The sequence below is a fragment of the Pseudomonas sp. Marseille-QA0892 genome, assembly GCF_054950135.1.
In genome coordinates this window covers 1,867,130-1,887,400 of record NZ_CM143104.1, presented here as the reverse complement: position 1 = coordinate 1,887,400, position 20,271 = coordinate 1,867,130, and the positions used below count along the sequence as shown (strand labels likewise).

General features: G+C 57.5%; 17 protein-coding genes. 8 read left to right on the top strand and 9 right to left on the bottom strand.

Translation table 11 applies throughout. The annotated features are described in order from the left end of the window. Positions 1-94: 94 nt before the first annotated feature. The 3 genes from dnaQ to ACY8D3_RS08825 are packed head-to-tail and all read right to left on the bottom strand — an operon-like array spanning position 95 to position 2,139. Positions 95-868, bottom strand: a complete 774-nt coding sequence (gene dnaQ / locus ACY8D3_RS08835; RefSeq protein WP_462383443.1) for a DNA polymerase III subunit epsilon — start codon at positions 866-868, stop codon at positions 95-97. Positions 869-925: 57 nt separating this feature from the next. After that, complete coding sequence (gene rnhA, locus ACY8D3_RS08830; protein ID WP_462383441.1) at positions 926-1,378, bottom strand: ribonuclease HI; 453 nt, start codon at positions 1,376-1,378, stop codon at positions 926-928. Continuing rightward, the gene (locus ACY8D3_RS08825; RefSeq protein WP_462383439.1) at positions 1,375-2,139 is read right to left on the bottom strand and encodes a class I SAM-dependent methyltransferase; all 765 of its coding nucleotides are present in this window, start codon (positions 2,137-2,139) and stop codon (positions 1,375-1,377) included. The genes rnhA and ACY8D3_RS08825 overlap by 4 nt, the downstream gene beginning before the upstream one ends. Positions 2,140-2,204: 65 nt before the next feature. Between ACY8D3_RS08825 and gloB the strand changes: the two genes are divergently transcribed. The 7 genes from gloB to fabI all read left to right on the top strand — a co-directional run bounded on the left by gloB (position 2,205) and on the right by fabI (position 11,062). Continuing rightward, on the top strand, positions 2,205-2,984 hold the full coding sequence (gene gloB, locus ACY8D3_RS08820) for a hydroxyacylglutathione hydrolase (protein WP_462383437.1): 780 nt from the start codon (positions 2,205-2,207) through the stop codon (positions 2,982-2,984). Between the two features lie 97 nt (positions 2,985-3,081). Next, the gene (locus ACY8D3_RS08815; RefSeq protein ID WP_462383435.1) at positions 3,082-4,398 is read left to right on the top strand and encodes a transglycosylase SLT domain-containing protein; all 1,317 of its coding nucleotides are present in this window, start codon (positions 3,082-3,084) and stop codon (positions 4,396-4,398) included. Positions 4,399-4,699: 301 nt separating this feature from the next. Beyond that, positions 4,700-6,523: an extracellular solute-binding protein gene (locus tag ACY8D3_RS08810; protein ID WP_462384304.1), complete on the top strand. Its 1,824-nt coding sequence runs from the start codon at positions 4,700-4,702 to the stop codon at positions 6,521-6,523. Next, entirely contained in the window at positions 6,524-7,606 is a 1,083-nt protein-coding gene (locus tag ACY8D3_RS08805) for a microcin C ABC transporter permease YejB (RefSeq protein ID WP_462383434.1), read from the top strand. It abuts the gene before it with no gap. Between the two features lie 3 nt (positions 7,607-7,609). Continuing rightward, positions 7,610-8,629, top strand: coding sequence for an ABC transporter permease (locus ACY8D3_RS08800; protein WP_462383432.1), 1,020 nt, complete (start codon positions 7,610-7,612; stop codon positions 8,627-8,629). 1 nt (position 8,630) lies between these two features. Further along, a complete protein-coding gene (locus ACY8D3_RS08795) occupies positions 8,631-10,250 on the top strand; it encodes an ABC transporter ATP-binding protein (RefSeq protein WP_462383430.1) in 1,620 nt (539 codons plus the stop codon). A 14-nt stretch (positions 10,251-10,264) separates the two neighbouring features. Further along, a complete protein-coding gene (fabI, locus tag ACY8D3_RS08790; RefSeq protein WP_462383428.1) occupies positions 10,265-11,062 on the top strand; it encodes an enoyl-ACP reductase FabI in 798 nt (265 codons plus the stop codon). A gap of 99 nt (positions 11,063-11,161) precedes the next feature. On the opposite strand, the gene ACY8D3_RS08785 is transcribed toward fabI, so the two are convergent. From ACY8D3_RS08785 to tig, 6 genes are all read right to left on the bottom strand, one after another. Continuing rightward, positions 11,162-13,021 (bottom strand): SurA N-terminal domain-containing protein, encoded by a 1,860-nt coding sequence (locus tag ACY8D3_RS08785; RefSeq protein WP_462383427.1) that lies wholly within the window; start codon positions 13,019-13,021, stop codon positions 11,162-11,164. Between the two features lie 186 nt (positions 13,022-13,207). Continuing rightward, positions 13,208-13,480 carry a nucleoid-associated protein HU-beta gene (gene hupB / locus ACY8D3_RS08780; RefSeq protein WP_028237830.1) on the bottom strand — a complete coding sequence of 91 codons (273 nt, stop codon included), beginning with the start codon at positions 13,478-13,480 and terminating at the stop codon, positions 13,208-13,210. Positions 13,481-13,613: 133 nt separating this feature from the next. Further along, complete coding sequence (gene lon / locus ACY8D3_RS08775) at positions 13,614-16,010, bottom strand: endopeptidase La (RefSeq protein WP_462383426.1); 2,397 nt, start codon at positions 16,008-16,010, stop codon at positions 13,614-13,616. Between the two features lie 120 nt (positions 16,011-16,130). Then, positions 16,131-17,408, bottom strand: a complete 1,278-nt coding sequence (gene clpX / locus ACY8D3_RS08770) for an ATP-dependent Clp protease ATP-binding subunit ClpX (RefSeq protein WP_462383424.1) — start codon at positions 17,406-17,408, stop codon at positions 16,131-16,133. A 195-nt stretch (positions 17,409-17,603) separates the two neighbouring features. Further along, entirely contained in the window at positions 17,604-18,242 is a 639-nt protein-coding gene (clpP, locus tag ACY8D3_RS08765; protein WP_462383422.1) for an ATP-dependent Clp endopeptidase proteolytic subunit ClpP, read from the bottom strand. Positions 18,243-18,329: 87 nt separating this feature from the next. Then, entirely contained in the window at positions 18,330-19,643 is a 1,314-nt protein-coding gene (gene tig, locus ACY8D3_RS08760; RefSeq protein ID WP_462383420.1) for a trigger factor, read from the bottom strand. A 458-nt stretch (positions 19,644-20,101) separates the two neighbouring features. Here tig and ACY8D3_RS08755 point away from each other — a divergent pair, with 458 nt between their 5' ends. After that, positions 20,102-20,269, top strand: a complete 168-nt coding sequence (locus ACY8D3_RS08755; protein ID WP_462383418.1) for a hypothetical protein — start codon at positions 20,102-20,104, stop codon at positions 20,267-20,269. Positions 20,270-20,271: the final 2 nt, after the last annotated feature.

The window sequence follows — 20,271 nt, the reverse complement described above, 5'->3', positions numbered from 1 at the left end:
AACCCCGGATAACGCTCAGTGGCTATCCAGGGAGCATAGGCTCATGTCGAAGTACTGGAAACTGCCTGGGTAACTCGCAGCTGCCGCAGCAATGTCAAGCCTGGGCCTCGGCTTCCGGTTGAACCTGAGACTCCCATTGCGACCACAGCACGGTTCCAGCAGACTTCTCGATAGCAGCGAGTCTTGAGGCATGTGCAGCCAGTTCGGCTTCTGAAGCACGTATTATGCGCGTCGGGACACGGTCAGCGGGCAATCTGCGGATCGGGGTTGCCACCTGGCGACCACTGCCATCGCCATCACCGTCACCTGCCAGCGACAGGTGGGTCTGCCCGCCGGTCATGGCGAGGTAAACGTCCGCTAGAATCTCAGCGTCGAGCAAGGCGCCGTGCAACACACGGCCGGAGTTATCTATACCGTAACGCTTGCAGAGTGCATCGAGGCTGTTGCGCTGGCCGGGGTGCCGCTCCCTCGCCATCGCCAGGGAATCGAAAATAGAGCAGTGCTGAGCGATGTCGGAGCGATTGAGCTGCCCCGCAATCTTGAATTCGGAATTAATGAAGCCGACGTCGAACGCCGCATTGTGGATGACGAGCTGGGCGCCTTCGATGAAATCAAAAAATTCATCGGCCACATCCTTGAAACGCGGCTTACCGATCAGCGCTTCGTTGGTAATACCGTGAACAGCGATGGCACCTTCGTCGATATCCCTGTCCGGCTGCAGGTAGACATGAAAATGCCGCCCCGTCAGCCGGCGGCCGATGATTTCCACACCGCCGATCTCAATGACACGATGGCCATCCGTAACGGGCATACCGGTGGTTTCGGTATCCAGCACAATGATTCTGTTGCCGGACGCTTGCTCACTCATGCGTTGACTCAACCTTGGTTCGAAAGGATTTACTAACTGTGCCCGGCTGAGCGCCGGTCAAGCGATATTATGCCGTGCTTCGACCACGCCACGATTCGCTAGAAGATCGGCGCGCTCGTTGCCTGGATGGCCCGTATGGCCCCGGACCCATTGCCATTCGACTTCATGACGAGCAACTTCCTCATCCAGGCGCTGCCACAGGTCGGCGTTCTTGACCGGTTGCTTGGCAGCCGTCTTCCAGCCTCTTTTTTTCCAATTGGGCATCCATTCGCGAATGCCCTTCATGACGTATTCCGAATCCGTTACCAGCTTGACGCGGCATGGCCGTTTCAGTGCCTCCAACGCACGTATCGCTGCGGTAAGCTCCATCCGATTGTTGGTGGTGTCATTCTCGCCGCCCCACAGCTCGCGCTCACTGCCTTTATACAGTAGCAACGCGCCCCAGCCGCCAGGGCCGGGATTCCCCTTGCAAGCGCCGTCGGTGAAGACTTCTACGACATCATCATTCATTTATAGGGCTCGGAATCTCGTCGACTAACCTTCGCCACTGGCATGGGGATCAGCTTGCCCATCGGCTCGCGGCGCTGTGGTCGCAGGGGGCGAAGGCCCATCACCAATTTGCGCGCTACCAGGATGTAATACCCTGCGCCAACGCCTTGAAGCGAATCGCCCCAGCGCTCCATCCCTTCGAGTCGATTCTGCCAGCGGTCCGAAGAAAGCGGCGGACGATAACACCCGTACCGGCGTTTCTCCAGCGCGAAACCCAGCAGATTCAGCCAGTCGCTTACCCGGGCGGGCGAGATGCAACGGGCCTTACGGTAAGTGCCTCGAGAAAACAGTCGGCGGGCGCCCCAGGCGCTCCATGGATTGATGCCGACGATCAGTAGATGCCCACCGGGCCTGACGCTGCGTGCCGCTTCCCGCAACAAGCCGTGCGGTGAGAGGCTGAAGTCCAGGCCATGCTGCATGACGATGACATCTGCAGCATGCTCACTTAATGGCCAGGCCTGTTCCTCACAAGCGATCTCAACACCAGGTAATGGGGCCCCAAGACGAACGCAGCGCTGGATCTGCTGGGCATTAGGAGGCTCAGCCGCGGCGGGTCCGTAATGAACCATGTAGCCGCCGAAGTAGCGGCCGAGCTCGCTTTCAAGCTCGGCTCGCTCCTGGTCGAGCAGGAAGTGTCCGAGTGGTCCGTCGAACCAGGCACGGGCGCGCTCCGTCAGCGCAAGCCATTGTGGGTCAGCCTGGGCAAATGCTTGCTCGGTCATGGGATTCCTCCTGCGGCGTGATCGAGGTCTATCATGTGACCTTCTTTCTGGACGGGAGTGACCCCATGATACAGATACATGCCCTACCCGCCTTCTCGGATAACTACATCTGGTTGTTGCACGATGTCGACAACAACCGCTGCGCAGTGGTCGATCCCGGTGATGCAGGGCCAGTCGACGCGTGGCTTAATGCGCGTCCGACCTGCAGGCTCACACAGATCCTTATCACGCACCACCATCATGATCATACCGGTGGGCTCGATTCACTAAAGGAACGCACCGGAGCGACGGCGTGGGGCCCTGCCACAGAAGCGATCCATGGACTCGATCACCGGGTGATGGAAGGCGATCGGATCGATGTCCTGGGGCAGGCATTCCATGTTGTCGACGTGCCAGGACATACAGCTGGCCATATTGCCTACCACGGCGTACTGAACAATCAACCGTGCCTATTCTCCGGAGACACCCTCTTCGCTGCAGGATGCGGCCGGCTTTTCGAGGGCAGTCCTGCCCAGATGTATACCTCGCTGGAGAAGCTTGCCGAGCTGCCTGATTCGACGCTGATCTATTGTGCGCATGAATATACCCTGAGCAATCTCCGGTTCGCGGTGGTTGCCGAGCCGGAAAATGCCGAAACAGCAACACGGCTGGCCAAAGTCGAATCGATGCGCGCGGAGTCGAAAATCACCATTCCGACCACGCTTGAGGTCGAGCGCCGAACCAATCCGTTTCTGCGCGTAGAGGCACCGTCCTTGCGTACCAACCTGGAGCGTCATTCGGGCCAGGCGCTGGAAACAGCGGTGGATGCTTTCCGGGTTCTGCGTGCCTGGAAGGATGCGTTCTAGGTCTCGCTTCGGAGTATCCGCAGGGCGGCTTGCTTGACCCTAAAACGAAGCGGCACCTAGAATCGCCGCTTTTTCGCCTAGGGAAGCCGCCAACCCAATGCCATTTAGCCACAGCGACACCCCTCCACTGCCTGGCTATTGGCGGCGACAGGTCGGTAGATCGACTGCAGTATCGGCGGCGGTGTTGCTGGCGTGCGTGCTTGCGGGTTGCCAGACAGCGCCGCAACAGGACGAGCCGGTTGTTCTAGGCCAAGCGGCCAAGCGCGCGGTGCAGAAGGATCCGAGGTGGCTGTCCGACGATGCGCTCCGACACAGCGTTGAGGAAGACGCTACTCCACGGGACCTCTGGGACCGAATGCGCGACGGCTTCGCCATGCAGGACCTTACCAGTAGCAACCCTCGAATTGAGCAGCAGCGACTCTGGTTCGTCAGTAAGCCTTCGTTCCTGGAAAGCGCCAGCACCAACGGTGGGCCGTACATACATTACGTCGTTCAGCGTCTGGAAGAGCGCAACATGCCGCTCGAACTCGCGCTCCTGCCGATTATCGAAAGTGCCTACAATCCCTTTGCCTACTCGCGGGCCCATGCGGTCGGTCTCTGGCAGTTCATTCCGTCCACGGGACGCCAGTTCAATCTGGTGCAGACCTCGTCTTATGACGGGCGTCGCGACATCGCAGCATCGACTGACGCCGCAATCAACTACCTTAGCTACCTCCACGACATGTTCAATGGCGACTGGCTGCTCGCACTTGCCGCCTATAATGCAGGCGAAGGTACGGTCAGTCGTGCCATGGAGCGAAATCAAAAGCTTGGTTTACCTACGGATTACTGGAACCTTCCGCTGCCCAAGGAAACGCAGGACTACGTACCCAAGCTCCTGGCGCTTTCCCAGCTGGTGATGTCACCTGACGCGTACAACATCGCACTCGATTCCATTCCAGACGAACCCTTCTTTGAGACCGTCGAACTCAACCGCAGCATGAAGCTTGCGCGTGTCGCCGCCCTCGCAGGTGTCGATGAAGAGGTGCTCTATCAGTTGAATCCTGCCTACAAGACGAAGCAGACACTGGACGGCCCTCAGCAATTGCTCGTACCTGCCGAAAAGGCCCAGGTGCTTGCAGAAAACCTTGCCCAGCTAAGCGTTGCCGCCGATGTGGCCAATGCAGGCACGCGAACAGCGCCGCGCGAAGTGACCGGTGGCGTTCAGACCGCATCGCTGACCAATGTAAGCGTGCAGCTACGGCAAGCCACCAAGCCTAAGGACGACGTCACCTACTACCGGGTGCGCAAGGGCGATACGCTCTACCAGATAGCCAAGCGTTTTGATGTTGGGCTCGACGCGCTGCGCAAATGGAATCCTCGCAGCAAGCGTGTTCTGCAGCCTGGCCAGATTCTAACCGTTCGCCGAAACTGACCGTAATCAACACGCCCCGTTACGCTTGCCGCTCTGGCGAGCCCGTTAACAGTGTCGACTCGAACTGCTACTGTACGGCCCTACCGTCATAAAGCAGCCACAATGAGTGCCGACGTCTGAACGCTCGAACTGCCGAATCATGTTATCGACGTGCCTGCCGGATACGCGCCGTAACCATAGGGCGCCCGGTCGTAATCCAGGCGGGCCGGCGTTCTACGCTGTGGTACGCCACACGTCTTCGCTCTGAGCAGCCCGGATCTCTGGAGTCTATGCCTTGATCACTACCCGAGCCTATCGCGCATTGGCCGGTGCGTTGGCGATTACGCTGAGCTACTCCCTGGCCTACGCTGAACCGAAACACGCCATGACGCTTTACGACGAAGCCCCCAGATACCCGGCCAGCTTCACGCACTTTGATTTCGTCAACCCGGATGCGCCCAAGGGGGGAACGCTGCGACTGTCCGGCCTCAATGGGTTCGACAGCTTCAATAGCTTTATACCGAAGGGCAATGCGGCAGACCGTCTTGGGCTACTCTATGACACGCTTACCTATCATTCTCCGGACGAGCCGTTTACCGAGTACGGCCTCGTGGCCGCGAAGATCGAAAAAGCTGACGATGGCAGCTACGTCCGTTTCTACCTAAGGCCGGAGGCGCGCTTCAATGACGGCCACCCGCTGACCGCCGAGGACGTCAAGTTCAGCTTCGATGCCCTGCTAGAGCATGGCGACCCGCTCTATCGCTACTACTATGCGGACGTATCGAAAGTCGAGGTCGAAGGGCCGCATCAGATTCGGTTCGATTTCAAGCATGCCGGCAATCGCGAGCTGCCGCTCATTCTCGGGCAATTGGCCGTCCTGCCAAAGCATTGGTGGGCTACGCGCGATTTCACGAAGACGAGTCTGGAGCCGCCACTCGGCAGCGGCCCATACCGAATCGCGAGCTTCAATGCCGGCCGCTCGATCCGTTTCGAACGGGTGAAGGACTGGTGGGGCGCGAACCTGCCAGTGAACAAGGGCCAATACAACTTCGACGCTATCGCGGTCGATTACTATCGAGACATGTCGGTTGCGCTTGAGGCGTTCAAGGCCGGCCGTTTCGACTACAACCTTGAGTATTCCGCGAAAGATTGGGCCACCGGGTACGACGGCCCGGCACTGCGCGAAGGCCGCATCGTGAAAGAGGCACTTCCCAACAAGAATCCAGTCGGGATGCAGGCGTTCACCTTCAACATCCGTAGGCCGATGTTCCAGGACCGGCGCGTACGGCGTGCGCTCTCCCTCCTCTTTGACTTCGAGTGGACCAACCGACAACTGTTTTACAGCGCCTACAAGCGTACCGGCAGCTTCTTCGAGAATTCCGAGATGGCCGCGCGCGGTAAACCAAGCGCGGCAGAGTTGGCAATCCTCGAGCCGCTCAGAGGCAAGGTGCCTGACGAGGTGTTTGGCGAAGCCTATAAACCGCCGGTTACTGACGGCTCCGGCATCATCCGAGACAAGCTGCGCGAGGCCTATCGATTATTGACCGAGGCTGGATACCACATCGAGAACGACCAGATGGTCGACCCGAGCGGTCGCCCGCTACGCTTTGAATTCCTGATAACCCAGGCCAATCTGCAGCGCGTACTACTCCCGTTCAAACGCAACCTGGCCGACCTGGGCATCGACATGCAGATTCGCGTGGTGGACGTGTCGCAGTACATCAACCGGCTCAGGACACGTGACTTCGACATGACGTCATCCATCTGGCCGCAGTCCAACTCCCCGGGCAATGAACAGATGGAGTTCTGGCACTCCAGCAGCGCGGATAACCCTGGAAGCCGAAACTTCATTGGCTTGCGCGATCCCGCCATTGACGCATTGGTTGAAGGCCTGGTTCGCGCTGATTCTCGGCAATCCCTGATCGATCACGCCCGAGCGCTGGACCGCGTATTGCTGGCCGGCGAGTACGTCATTCCGAACTACTACACCGACACCTGGCGCGTGGCCTACTGGAACCGTTTCCAGCATCCGACCGTATCTCCCGCCTATGACATTGGGCTAATGACGTGGTGGGTCAAACCTGAGGCCCTCAACGATCCTGAGCCGGACGCCGAGGCCGCTCTCTCTACGCAGGAAACGCCCTAGATGCTTGCATACCTGGTACGCAGACTGCTCCTGATCATCCCGACGCTGCTTGGCATCCTCCTGATCAACTTCATCATCATTCAGGCAGCGCCGGGTGGGCCGGTCGAGCAGACCATTGCGCGCCTCGAAGGTATTGACGCTGCGGCTGGCGGCGCAACCGGCCGAATCTCCGGGGGCGGGCAGGAGGTCAGCAGCGGGAGCAATTACCGAGGCGCCCAGGGATTGGACCCGGATCTGGTCGAAGACATCAAGCGGCAGTACGGCTTTGACAAATCGGCGCCTGAGCGCTTCTTCATCATGTTGAAGAACTATCTGCGCTTCGATTTTGGAGAGAGCTTCTTTCGCGACGCCAAGGTGACGGATCTCATTCTTGAGAAAATGCCGGTGTCATTCTCGCTAGGCTTGTGGAGCACCCTGATCATGTATCTGGTATCGATTCCGCTAGGCATTGCGAAGGCGACGCGACACGGTACGCCGTTCGATATCTGGAGTAGCACCGCGATCATCGTCGGGTACGCCATTCCCTCCTTCCTGTTCGCAATCCTCCTCATTGTCCTGTTCGCCGGCGGCAGCTACTGGTCGTGGTTTCCGTTAAGCGGCCTGACATCGAACAATTTTGCGGAGCTCAGCTTCTTCGGCAAGGTCGGCGACTACTTCTGGCATCTGGTGCTTCCCGTCACGGCCTTGGTCATCGGGAATTTCGCCACGTTGACCCTATTGACGAAGAACAGCTTCCTCGACGAGATCAGCAAGCAATACGTCGTCACCGCACGAGCCAAGGGGCTCAGCAACAGACGCGTGCTGTACGGGCACGTGTTCCGCAATGCAATGCTCATTATCATCGCGGGCTTCCCGGCCGCTTTCATAGGCATGTTCTTTACCGGGTCGCTGTTGATCGAATTCATCTTTTCGCTGGACGGGCTGGGCTTGCTTAGCTTCGAATCTGCCGTCAATCGCGACTATCCGGTCGTCTTTGGTACGCTTTTTCTTTTTACGCTCTTAGGCCTCGTCGTCAAGCTGATTGGCGACCTGACCTATATGTTCGTTGATCCGCGAATCGACTTCGACAGTCGGGAGCAGTGACCGATGCCGTTGTCTCCTATCAATCAACGCCGTTTTGCACGATTCAAGGCCAACCGACGCGGGTGGTACTCGCTATGGATCTTCCTCACTCTCTTCGTGCTTAGCCTCGGCGCCGAGCTTATTGCCAATGACAAGCCGCTCGCGGTGCGGTACGACGGCGAATGGTTTTTCCCTGTATTCAAACGCTATCCAGAGACGGTTTTTGGCGGCGAGTTTCCACTCCAGGCCAATTACCGCAGCCCTTACATCAAGAGCCTTATCGACGAGAAGGACGGCCTGATGATCTGGCCAGTGATTCCGTTTAGCTACGCAACCATCAACTATGACCTGAAGGTGCCCGCGCCCTCTCCTCCCTCTGCCGAGAACTGGCTGGGAACCGACGACCAGGCGCGGGACGTGTTGGCCCGTGTCATCTACGGATTCAGGGTTTCGATACTCTTCGCGCTTTCGCTTACCTTGCTGAGCTCCCTCATTGGCGTGGCCGCCGGTGCGGTACAGGGTTATTACGGGGGCTGGGTCGACCTCGTCGGCCAACGGCTGATGGAGGTATGGTCCGGGTTGCCAGTGCTCTATCTACTCATCATCCTGGCGAGCTTCGTTCAACCCGATTTCTGGTGGTTGCTCGGCATCATGCTGCTCTTCTCCTGGATGACATTGGTAGACGTCGTCCGCGCCGAATTCCTACGAAGTCGCAATCTGGAGTATGTCCGAGCTGCGCGCGCGCTTGGGATGAGAAGCCGCACCATCATGTTCCGTCACATCCTGCCCAATGCGATGGTATCAACGCTGACCTTCATGCCTTTCATCCTGACCACTGCCATCGGTACGTTGACCGCGCTGGACTTCCTCGGCTTTGGTCTCCCACCAGGCTCACCGTCACTTGGCGAACTCGTCGCCCAGGGCAAAGAGAACCTGCGGGCGCCATGGCTCGGCATGACGGCATTCATCGTACTGGGCGTCATGCTCACACTGCTGGTATTCATCGGCGAGGCTGCCCGTGATGCATTCGACCCGAGGAAATGACATGAGCGAGCCGAACACGCTGCTGGAGGTTCGCGACCTTTCCGTCACGTTCAAGCAGGACGGCCGCGAGTTGCGAGCCGTCGAGCACGTCGACTTCACGATCAAGCGCGGAGAAACACTCGCGCTGGTTGGTGAAAGCGGATCAGGGAAGTCGGTGACGGCACATTCGATCCTCCGGCTACTGCCCTACCCGATCGCCAGTCACCCTACCGGGGCCATACGGTATGACGGCAAGGATCTGTTGGCTGCTTCAGAGCGCGCATTGCGCCAGGTGCGTGGCAACCGTATTGCAATGATCTTCCAGGAGCCTATGACCTCGCTCAATCCGTTGCATACGGTAGGTAAGCAGATCACGGAAGTATTGGCTCTGCACCGAGGGCTCCGGGACCAAGCCGCCGTTGCCCGGGCAACCGAGCTTCTGGAGATGGTCGGTATCCACGAGCCAGCGAGCCGCTTACGCTCGTTTCCACATGAGCTGTCCGGCGGGCAGCGCCAACGTGTAATGATTGCGATGGCGCTGGCAAATGAACCTGAACTGCTCATCGCGGACGAGCCAACGACTGCACTGGATGTCACGGTCCAACAGACCATATTGGAGCTGCTTCAGTCCCTCCAGGCTCGTCTGGGCATGTCGCTCTTGCTCATAAGTCATGATTTAAACCTGGTACGACGAATTGCTCACCGCGTATGCGTGATGAAAGAGGGTCGTATCGTCGAGCAGGCTGACGTCGATAAGCTCTTCTCCTCACCCGAGCACGCATACACACGACAACTTCTCGCAGCTGAGCCTACAGGACAACCCGTCCCCGCTGTATCGAACGACACCCTGCTTCAGGTCGACCGGCTGAAAGTCTGGTTCCCCGTCAAGAAAGGTCTTTTCAAACGTACGGTGAACCACATAAAAGCGGTCGACGGGATCAATTTGACACTCAAGGCAGGCCAAACGCTAGGGGTTGTAGGTGAAAGCGGTTCCGGCAAATCGACACTAGGACTCGCCATCCTCCGATTACTGCAAAGTGACGGCTCAATACGCTATCGCTCCGAGGAACTGCAGGGGCTTTCGCAAAAACAGGTCAGGCCATTCCGGCGTCAAATGCAGGTCGTATTCCAGGACCCTTATGGAAGCTTAAGTCCTCGTATGTCCGTTTCGGAGATCATTGGCGAAGGCCTTCGAATTCATGACATCGGCTGTGCGCAGTCTCAAGAAGCGGCCATCATTGAGGTGCTGCAGGAGGTTGGGCTCGACCCGGACGCCCGCCATCGTTACCCACACGAGTTTTCAGGTGGGCAGCGGCAACGTATCGCGATTGCCCGTGCACTCGTACTCAAGCCTGCCCTGATCGTACTCGACGAGCCGACCTCTGCGCTGGATCGAACCGTTCAGAAGCAGGTTGTGGAATTGCTTCGGACACTACAGGCACGGCACAATCTCGCCTATTTATTTATCAGCCACGATTTGGCTGTCGTCCGCGCCCTTAGCCATCACCTGTTGGTGATGAAACAGGGCGTGGTCGTAGAACAGGGCCCTGCGGAGACGGTTTTCACCTCACCGCAGGATGCCTACACGCGACAGCTGTTGGAAGCCGCCTTCGTGGCTAACCAGCGGTCGCCTTTACACTAGAAGAGGAATAGAACATGGGTTTTCTCGCCGGTAAGCGCGTACTGATCGTCGGTGTAGCCAGCAAACTCTCCATCGCGTCCGGTATTGCCGCTGCCATGCATCGGGAAGGCGCCGAACTTGCTTTCACCTACCAGAACGACAAGCTCAAAGGCCGTGTTGAAGAATTCGCGGCTGGTTGGGGCTCCAGTGCTGACCTGTGCTTCCCTTGTGACGTGGCCGACGACGCTCAAATCGAAGCCGTGTTCGAGGCACTCAGCAAGAAGTGGGACGGTCTGGACGTAATCGTACACTCCGTAGGCTTCGCTCCAGGCGACCAGCTTGACGGTGATTTCACTGCAGTCACCACCCGCGAAGGCTTCAAGATCGCGCACGACATCAGTGCCTACAGTTTCGTCGCCCTGGCCAAAGCGGGCCGCGAAATGATGAAGGGTCGCAATGGCAGCCTACTGACCCTCTCCTACCTCGGCGCCGAGCGTACCATGCCGAACTACAACGTCATGGGAATGGCGAAAGCCAGCCTGGAAGCAGGGGTTCGCTACCTTGCATCCAGCCTTGGCCCAGAAGGCACACGCGTCAATGCCGTTTCCGCCGGCCCGATCCGTACATTGGCTGCATCCGGGATCAAGAGCTTCCGCAAGATGCTCGCTGCCAATGAAGCGCAGACACCGCTGCGTCGCAACGTCACCATCGACGAAGTGGGTAATGCAGGCGCATTCCTGTGCTCGGATCTTGCGTCCGGCATCAGTGGTGAAATCCTGTACGTCGACGGTGGCTTCAACACGACGGCGATGGGCAATCTCAGCGAAGACTAATCGCCCGACGTATCCCGCTTAAAGAGACGCCGCTATCGAAAGATAGCGGCGTTTTCATTTCTGCCCTCTTCCTAATGAAGAGTCATCGCACATCTCGGGTCACTTACGCTCGATCTCAGCGCTTTCGCGCAACATCTCCCGATACGCGAAAAAGTCTTGTTGACCTGCCCGCGATGCCAAGAAACGCCGATAATTGGCTTTCTCTTCATCACTCAGCGTCTGCTCCGGTGAGTTTACCCCGTCAAGGCGGATGACCACGAAGCTACCGTTGTCCAGCGCGACGCCAGACATCCGAGGTGTGCCGTCTGCAGGCTTGGCCATTCTGAAGACCTGTTGCAGCACCACAGGATCGACACCCTCTTGATTGCGATCAGCTGCTTCGACCACCTGCCAAGCTCCGCCTTCATTGTCCGCGGGTTTGCCGCGCTGCTCGCTGATCAGCTTCTCGCCTTCGCTGCGCGCATGCTCGCTTGCCTTTTGCTGCACGAGCTGCCCCCGGATCTGGTCGCTGACCTGTTCCAGCGGCAGCTGCTCAGGCTGGCGGTGCTCCTTGACGCGAACCACGACGGCAGTCTCTGGGTCGAGCTCCAGCAGCGGGCTATTCGCGCGCTCTTCGAGCACTTCCTGACTGAACGCAGCCTGCATGACCTGTCGATTTGCAGTAATACCTTCGCTACCTTCGCGGCCAACCGGACCGGAAGTCTGAATCTTCAACCCCAGCTCCTCAGCGGGCTGGGAAAGATCGGCTGACTCGAACGCGGAATTTTCCAGCGTCTTGCTCGCCTCAATGAAGCGAGCCTCGGCACGCTGTGCCTTAACTTCTTCAGCCAACTTACTCTTCATGCTTTCGAACGAAGGCAGGTCTGCGGCTTGGACCCCGGTGAGTTTAATGAGGTGCCAGCCAAACTCGGTCCGAACCGGCTGGGAGACTTCACCCTCTTTCAATGCATAAAGCGCTTTCTCGAACGCTGGGTCGTATACACCTTGGCCTGCAAACCCGAGGTCGCCACCTTCAGGCGCTGAACCTGGGTCTTGTGACGCCTCTTTGGCTAGCGCTGCGAAATCCTCGCCTTGGTTCAAACGATCATGCAGGCTTTCAATCGCCGTCTTTGCCTGGGCATCGGTTTCGTTGTCAGTCACTTCAATAAGGATATGTGAAGCGCGACGGCGCTCCGTACGATTCGCTGTGTCTTTCGCATACTGGGATTGAAGCTCTTCGTCCGTAACTTCAACCTGATCCATGAACGCCTGCTTCTTGAGTTCAACGTACTCAAGTACGACCTGCTCCGGGCTCATGAAGCGGGCCGGATCCTGGTCGTAGAATGCCTTGATCTCTTCATTCGATACCGACACGGCTTCAGGGCTCGCCCTAAACGTCTGAATAGCGAAGTCACGGGTTTGCCGTTCAAGGGCTGCAAATGCTTCGATCTCCTGATCGGTAACGAAGCTCGTACCGGAAACGCCCGCGCGAAGCTGTGCTACCAGCATCTCCTTCTGTAGCAAGTCACGGAATTGGAGACGGCTGTAACCCATCTGACCAATAACCTGATCGAAGCGTACGGCATCGAACGCACCGTTCACTTGGAATTCAGGCGTCTGCACGATCAGTTGATCCACCGCGGCGTCAGAAAAGGCGAAACCGGCGTTGCGGGCGCCTTGCAGCAGCAACATGCGGTCGATCAGGCCGTTGACTGCACTATCGCGAAGCAGGCGATCATCGAGCATGGAAGCGTCGAAATCAGGCCCTAGCTGCTGCGCCAACTGGCGGCGCTGCATCTCGACGGCCTGGTTCACCTCAGGAATGGTGATTTCTTCACCATTGACCTCGGCTGCCGTCTGATTGTGAGTCACCGAGTTGAAAATCGCTTCGAAGCCTGTGAAGGCCATCAGCACCACGATCAGGCCAATGATGGCCTTCGCGATCCAACCCTGGGACTTGTCCCTGATATTTTGCAGCATTCATCCCCCGGAACTGCTTGCGAAAGCGCCAAGCAGCAGCGTACGAATAGAGTTTGGATAGAAAAAAGGCGCATCCTGGGATGCGCCTTCTCGATACCACACGGTGGGGATCCGGTTTGCAATCCCGATGAGGACTCTGCCGAATCTGACTATGGCCCCACCATCAGGCAACAGCCCGAGGTACGCTTAGTTAACAGCGTCCTTCAGAGCCTTGCCCGCTTTGAAACCTGGGATCTTGGCTGCTTCGATGCTGATCGGCTTGCCAGTCTGCGGATTGCGGCCAGTGCGCGCAGCGCGCTCTTTCACGGCGAAAGTACCGAAACCTACCAATACGACGGAGTCACCCGCCTTCAGTGCACCAGTAACCGACTCGATCACTGCATCCAGCGCACGGCCGGCAACAGCTTTCGGGATGTCAGCGGATGCGGCAATAGCATCGATCAATTCCGACTTGTTCACTCTAAGTCCCCTTATTTCCGTTGAGTTATTTCTTAGTGTCTAAATATCAAGCAAGAGTGGCCGCTGGCTGGCTCTAGAACACGAGGGCCGCTTTATATCAAGGCCTCGAAAGTGGGTCAAGGAAGCCACCCAGCTAATGCGTGCTGATCCGCTCCTTGGATTCGGATTCGCGCTTATCTTCCTTCGCTACTATCTCCGGAGCCGCATCGGGCAAGGGCTCCGGCGCGTATTGCAGCGCAATTTGAAGGACCTCGTCAATCCATTTGACAGGTTTTATCGTGAGCGCTTGCTTGATGTTTTCAGGTATTTCCTTGAGGTCGCGCACATTTTCTTCAGGAATAACTACTGTTTTGATTCCGCCCCGGTGAGCAGCCAGCAGTTTCTCTTTTAAGCCACCAATTGCGAGCACTTGTCCACGCAAGGTGATTTCACCTGTCATCGCCACATCCGCACGAACCGGTATCTGGGTCAGCGCCGAGACCAACGCGGTACACATACCGATACCTGCGCTCGGGCCATCCTTGGGCGTAGCGCCCTCAGGCATATGGATGTGGATGTCACGCTTCTCATGGAAGTCCGGTGCAATGCCGAGGGCGTGTGCTCGGCTGCGAACCACTGTCTGCGCAGCCGTCATGGACTCGACCATCACATCGCCGAGCGAACCGGTCTTGATCAGTTGCCCCTTGCCCGGAACAACTGCCGTTTCGATAGTGAGCAGCTCACCACCCACCTGAGTCCAGGCTAGGCCTGTTACCTGGCCGATCTGGTCCTGCTGTTCGGCTAGTCCATAACGGAATTTCCGTACGCCCAGGTAGTGCTCGAGGTTTTCAGCTGTGACGGTCACCTGGAAACGCTTCTGCTTGGCGTGCTCCTTGACTGCCTTGCGGCAGACTTTGGCGACTTGACGTTCCAAGCTCCGCACACCTGCTTCCCGAGTGTAGTACCGAATCATGTCCCGTATGGCGGACTCTTCGAACTCCAGCTCACCTTTCTTCAATCCGTTCGCAGCGGTTTGCTTCGGTGCCAGGTACCGAGTAGCGATATTGACCTTTTCGTCTTCGGTGTAGCCAGGGAGACGGATGATCTCCATGCGGTCCATAAGCGGCGCAGGAATATTCATCGAGTTCGCGGTGCAGATGAACATCACGTCCGACAGGTCGAAGTCCACCTCGAGGTAGTGGTCGTTGAAATTATGGTTTTGCTCAGGATCAAGCACTTCCAGCAAGGCGGACGCAGGGTCCCCTCGCATATCACTCGCCATCTTGTCGATCTCATCAAGGAGGAACAGCGGATTGCGAGTACCTACCTTGGTAAGCTTTTGGATCAGACGGCCAGGCATGGACCCGATGTAGGTGCGACGATGGCCTCGGATTTCAGCCTCGTCACGCACGCCGCCCAGGGCCATACGGACGAACTTGCGATTCGTTGCGCTGGCGATGGATTCCGCAAGTGAGGTTTTGCCGACACCCGGAGGCCCAACGAGACAAAGCACAGGGCCTTTCAGCTTCTTAACGCGCTTCTGGACAGCAAGGTACTCGAGTATGCGGTCCTTGACCTCCTCAAGCCCATAATGATCGGCGTCGAGAATGTCTTCGGCCCTGGACAGATCGAGACGAACCTTGCTCTCAGCCTTCCACGGCACATTCACAAGCCAATCGATGTATGTCCGCACGACTGTCGCCTCAGCTGACATCGGTGACATTTGCTTCAGTTTGTTCAGTTCCGCTGTTGCCTTGGCGTGCGCTTCCTTGGACAGCCCTGCGTTCTCGATTCGCTTCTTGAGCTCTTCGACTTCGTTATGGCCCTCGTCTATGTCACCCAGCTCCTTCTGAATGGCCTTCATCTGCTCATTCAGATAGTACTCGCGCTGGCTGCGCTCCATCTGCTTTTTGACACGGCCGCGAATACGCTTTTCTACCTGCAACAGGTCGATCTCGGCGTCCAGCAAGGCGAGCACATGCTCGACTCGCTCGCTAAGTTCCGTGATCTCCAGGATGCTCTGCTTCTGGTCGATCTTGAGCGCCATGTGCGCCGCCATCGTATCAACCAAGCGGCCCGGCTCGTCGATACTGTTCAGCGACGACAACACTTCTGACGGAATCTTCTTACCCAGTTGGACATATTGCTCGAACTGGCTCATCAGGCTGCGCGTGAACACTTCGCTCTCGCGCTCGTCTGCTTCAGTTTCGTCAATGACGGAAACCTCGGCACGGCAATGTCCATCAGCCTCGAAAAATCGCTCCATCGCACCACGCTGCTCACCCTCCACAAGCACCTTGACGGTGCCATCCGGCAGCTTTAGGAGTTGCAGCACTGTCGCGATCGTACCCATGCGGTAAAGGGCGTCTTCGCCGGGGTCGTCGTCAGCGGGATTGCGCTGGGCGAGCAGAAGAATCTGCTTGTCGCCGCTCATCGCGGCTTCCAGTGCCTCGATGGACTTCTCACGCCCAACGAACAACGGAATCACCATGTGCGGATAAACGACGACATCGCGCAGGGGAAGGAGCGGCAGTTCGATGGTTGTCTTCATGGTTTCGACTCTACTGCGACCCACAGGGTCGTGATCGGAAAAGTGTATTCACCCAAGATGCGGGCGCATCGAGCAAAATACAAGCACGGGAAATACAAAGGGGCCGTTAGGCCCCTTTGATCATGCGTCAGGCGCTGCCTTGGCAGGCTCACTGCTCTCGTAAATGAGCAGCGGCTTGGAGGTGCCCTCGATAACGCTTTCGTCGATCACCACCTTGCTGACATCGTTCTGCGAAGGAATGTCGTACATGGTGTCAAGGAGGATGCCCTCCAGGATCGATCGTAGTCCACGAGCCCCTGTCTTGCGCTCGAGTGCTTTATTCGCCACAGCCTTCAATGCATCAGCACGGAACTCAAGGTCCACGCCTTCCATTTCGAAAAGCTTGGCGTACTGCTTCGTCAATGCATTCTTAGGCTCGGTAAGGATCTGCATAAGCGCAGCCTCGTCAAGCTCATCGAGAGTCGCAATGACAGGCAGGCGACCGACGAATTCTGGGATAAGACCGAACTTCACCAGGTCGTCCGGCTCCACTTCCCGCAGCGCCTCACCGACCCTCTTGCCAAGTTCCTTGCTGCGTACTTCGGCATTGAAACCGATACCGCCGCGGGTAGAACGATTCTGGATCACCTTCTCCAGACCGGCGAACGCGCCGCCGCAGATGAAGAGGATGTTCCGCGTATCGACCTGCAGGAATTCCTGCTGCGGATGCTTACGACCACCCTGGGGCGGCACAGAAGCTACCGTTCCTTCAATAAGCTTGAGCAGCGCCTGCTGCACACCCTCGCCAGATACGTCACGAGTAATCGATGGGTTGTCGGACTTACGTGAGATCTTGTCGATCTCATCAATGTAGACGATACCCATCTGGGCCTTGTCCACGTCGTAGTCGCACTTCTGCAACAGCTTCTGGATGATGTTCTCGACATCCTCGCCAACATAACCAGCCTCGGTTAGCGTGGTCGCATCAGCGATTGTAAACGGAACATTAAGCAAGCGCGCAAGCGTTTCCGCCAGCAGTGTCTTGCCCGAGCCGGTCGGCCCAATCAGCAGAATGTTGCTTTTGCCGAGCTCGACATCGTCTTTCTTTTCGCGCTGATTGAGGCGCTTGTAGTGGTTGTACACCGCTACGGCGAGCACCTTCTTTGCGCGCTCCTGACCAATGACGTACTGATCGAGAATGCCGCTGATTTCCTTGGGGGCCGGCAGTTTGTGCGCATTGCTCTCCGCCTGTGCTTCCTGCACCTCCTCGCGGATGATGTCGTTACACAGGTCGACGCATTCGTCACAGATGAAGACCGAGGGCCCGGCAATCAATTTGCGTACTTCGTGCTGGCTCTTGCCGCAGAAGGAGCAATAAAGCAGTTTGCCGTTGTCCTCGCCGTTACGGGTATCAGTCATCGATCAATCCAATACGGTAGGCTTGAAACACAAGATGAAGGCAATCGCGGGTATTTTCAACCCCACGGGTTTGCCGCATATCGCAGGTTTTGAATGTCGCGAGGTGATCACGCGCCTCGTGTAGATAGACTGCCAACGAGGCGATACGTTGCGTCGGCATACCCGTAACGACACGTCACGGGTATGCGCTTACAGTCAAACTGCAAGCTGACGCTGGCTCAGTACCTGATCCACGAGACCGTATTTTACGGCCTCCTCGCCGCTCATGAAGTTGTCGCGATCGGTATCGCGCGCGATCACGTCGATCGGCTGGCCTGTGTGGTCGGCCAGGATCTTGTTGAGACGTTCGCGGATCGTCAGTATCTCACGTGCGTGGATTTCTATATCAGACGCCTGGCCTTGGAACCCACCAAGCGGCTGGTGAATCATCATCCGCGAATGAGGAAGGCAATAGCGCTTTTTCGCTGCGCCGCCCGCAAGAAGCAAGGCGCCCATGCTGCAAGCCTGCCCGATACAGATCGTGGAGACGTCAGGCTTGATGAACTGCATGGTGTCATAGATCGACATCCCTGCCGTGACTGAGCCGCCCGGCGAGTTGATGTACAGGTGGATGTCCTTGTCCGGATTCTCTGCTTCAAGGAACAGCAACTGGGCCACGACCAGGTTGGCCATGTAGTCCTCGACCTGCCCCACCAGGAAAATCACACGCTCCTTGAGCAGACGTGAATAGATGTCATACGCGCGTTCGCCACGAGCCGACTGCTCGATGACCATCGGCACGAGGCCGCCAGCTGCTTCGATATCAGGCATTTGCATAAACGGATTGCGGGACATGTCCTGCGGTCGCTCCTTGGAATGATCGATCTGAAACGCATGAGCCAGCGCTAAGGCTGGCTCATGGTCGTGCTAGAGGGGTGAAGCTTAAGCGGCTGCGGCAGGAGCCTCCGCCGGTTTGACCGCTTCTTCGTAGGAGACCGACTTGTCGGTAACCTTGGCCTTCTCCAGAACAGTATCCACAACTTGTTCTTCAAGCACAACCGAGCGCACTTCGTTGAGCTGCTCGTCATTCTTGTAATACCAGGAGACGACCTGCTCAGGCTCTTGATAGGCGGACGCCATCTCTTCGATCAGTTCGCGAACACGTGCATCGTCCGGCTTCAATTCAAACTGCTTGACTACCTCAGCCACGATCAGGCCAAGGACAACGCGGCGCTTGGCTTGCTCGGTGAAAAGGTCAGCGGGCAGCTGGTCCGGCTTGATGTTGCCACCAAACTGCTGAACTGCCTGAACGCGCAGTCGGTTGACCTCGTTGTCGATCAGCGCTTTCGGTGCTTCGATCGGGTTGGCGCTCAACAGACCATCCATGACTTGGTTCTTCACCTTGGCCTTGATTGCCTGGCGCAGCTCGCGCTCCATGTTCTTGCGCACTTCAGCACGGAAGCCTTCCTCGCCACCCTCGGTCACGCCGAACAGCTTGAAGAAATCATCGTTCAGCTCTGGCAGCTTGGGCTCTGCAACTTCGTTGACCTTGACAGTAAACTCAGCGGTCTTGCCGGCCAGATCCAGGTTTTGATAGTCCTCGGGGAACGTCGGGTTGATCACACGCTCTTCACCCGCTTGCGCGCCAATCAGAGCCTCTTCGAAACCTGGAATCATGCGGCCGGAGCCCAGCACCAGCGAAGTGCCCTGGGCAGAACCGCCCGAAAAAGCTTCACCGTCGATCTTGCCGACGAAATCGATGTTCAGCTGATCGCCATCCTGAGCGGCACGATCAGCCTTCTCGAAACGGGTGTTCTGCTTACGCAGGATCTCCAGCATGTTGTCAACGTCGCTATCGGCCACGTCTGCGCTCAGACGTTCGATCGCAATGTCCTCAAGCCCAGAAACGCTGAATTCGGGAAATACTTCGAACGTAGCGGTGTACTCGAGATCCTTGCCTTTTTCGAACACTTTTGGCTCGACCGCAGGCGCACCGGCTGGATTCAGTTTCTGTTCGACCACGGCTTCATAGAACGTGGCCTGGATGATGTCACCCAGCGCTTCCTGACGCGCAGCAGCCTCGTAGCGCTGACGGATGACGCTCATCGGCACCTTGCCGGGACGGAAGCCAGGGATCTTGGCGCGGCGGGCTGTCTGCTGCAGACGCTTGTCGACTTCGGTCTCGATGCGCTCGGCAGGGACGCCAATCGTCATCCTGCGCTCAAGAGCAGAGGTGCTTTCAACAGAAACTTGCATGGATAATCCTCGTTGCACAGACATAAGCCGGCTATCCGGCCCCAATTCAAGGGCATGCATTCTAGTTGCACGGAGACCAGAAGTCACCTGCCTGACTAGCGCGCAATGCCACGAATTTCGCGCCTGAGAGCACACATCGGGGGTTCGAAAAAAAGGAATACGGGAGTAAATCGAGGAGAGATACCTACGACGCACCTAAGTCGGTGCGTCAAGGTATATGGTGCGGATGAAGAGACTCGAACTCTTACGCCTCGCGGCGCTGGAACCTAAATCCTACGCGCCAAGCTAGAACCCTTCAATATCAACAGGTTACGCCGCCCGCCACTGTGTAACGTGTTCACGAAATACCGCTCTATGTCACAGTGTAATCTACTGTGTGACACATTCCTGCTACAGGTGCGCACAGCACCTATTTCCCGTCTCGCTGTCTCATTGGCAACCCCACAGAGGGGCATGCCATGGACCAAATATGCGACCACAACCGCACCCTGCTCTACCGCCGCCTGCGTAACCTCAAACGCGAGCTCGACAAATGCCGCCCACAGAAAGGCGACACCGTCGTACAGATGCACGCGCTGAGGTTGAAGATGGAGATAGACAGGACTGAGCGTGAACTCAGAGGGTGAGG

Excerpts from the sequence above, each read along its gene's own strand:
- ACY8D3_RS08795 (WP_462383430.1), top strand. The coding sequence starts at position 8,631 with ATGAGCGAGCCGAACACGCTGCTGGAGGTTCGCGACCTTTCCGTCACG.
- ACY8D3_RS08800 (WP_462383432.1), top strand. The coding sequence starts at position 7,610 with ATGCCGTTGTCTCCTATCAATCAACGCCGTTTTGCACGATTCAAGGCC.
- lon (WP_462383426.1), bottom strand. The coding sequence starts at position 16,010 with ATGAAGACAACCATCGAACTGCCGCTCCTTCCCCTGCGCGATGTCGTC.
- ACY8D3_RS08825 (WP_462383439.1), bottom strand. The coding sequence starts at position 2,139 with ATGACCGAGCAAGCATTTGCCCAGGCTGACCCACAATGGCTTGCGCTG.
- ACY8D3_RS08815 (WP_462383435.1), top strand. The coding sequence starts at position 3,082 with ATGCCATTTAGCCACAGCGACACCCCTCCACTGCCTGGCTATTGGCGG.
- rnhA (WP_462383441.1), bottom strand. The coding sequence starts at position 1,378 with ATGAATGATGATGTCGTAGAAGTCTTCACCGACGGCGCTTGCAAGGGG.
- clpX (WP_462383424.1), bottom strand. The coding sequence starts at position 17,408 with ATGACTGATACCCGTAACGGCGAGGACAACGGCAAACTGCTTTATTGC.
- ACY8D3_RS08785 (WP_462383427.1), bottom strand. The coding sequence starts at position 13,021 with ATGCTGCAAAATATCAGGGACAAGTCCCAGGGTTGGATCGCGAAGGCC.
- ACY8D3_RS08805 (WP_462383434.1), top strand. The coding sequence starts at position 6,524 with ATGCTTGCATACCTGGTACGCAGACTGCTCCTGATCATCCCGACGCTG.
- dnaQ (WP_462383443.1), bottom strand. The coding sequence starts at position 868 with ATGAGTGAGCAAGCGTCCGGCAACAGAATCATTGTGCTGGATACCGAA.
- ACY8D3_RS08755 (WP_462383418.1), top strand. The coding sequence starts at position 20,102 with ATGGACCAAATATGCGACCACAACCGCACCCTGCTCTACCGCCGCCTG.
- gloB (WP_462383437.1), top strand. The coding sequence starts at position 2,205 with ATGATACAGATACATGCCCTACCCGCCTTCTCGGATAACTACATCTGG.
- clpP (WP_462383422.1), bottom strand. The coding sequence starts at position 18,242 with ATGTCCCGCAATCCGTTTATGCAAATGCCTGATATCGAAGCAGCTGGC.
- fabI (WP_462383428.1), top strand. The coding sequence starts at position 10,265 with ATGGGTTTTCTCGCCGGTAAGCGCGTACTGATCGTCGGTGTAGCCAGC.
- tig (WP_462383420.1), bottom strand. The coding sequence starts at position 19,643 with ATGCAAGTTTCTGTTGAAAGCACCTCTGCTCTTGAGCGCAGGATGACG.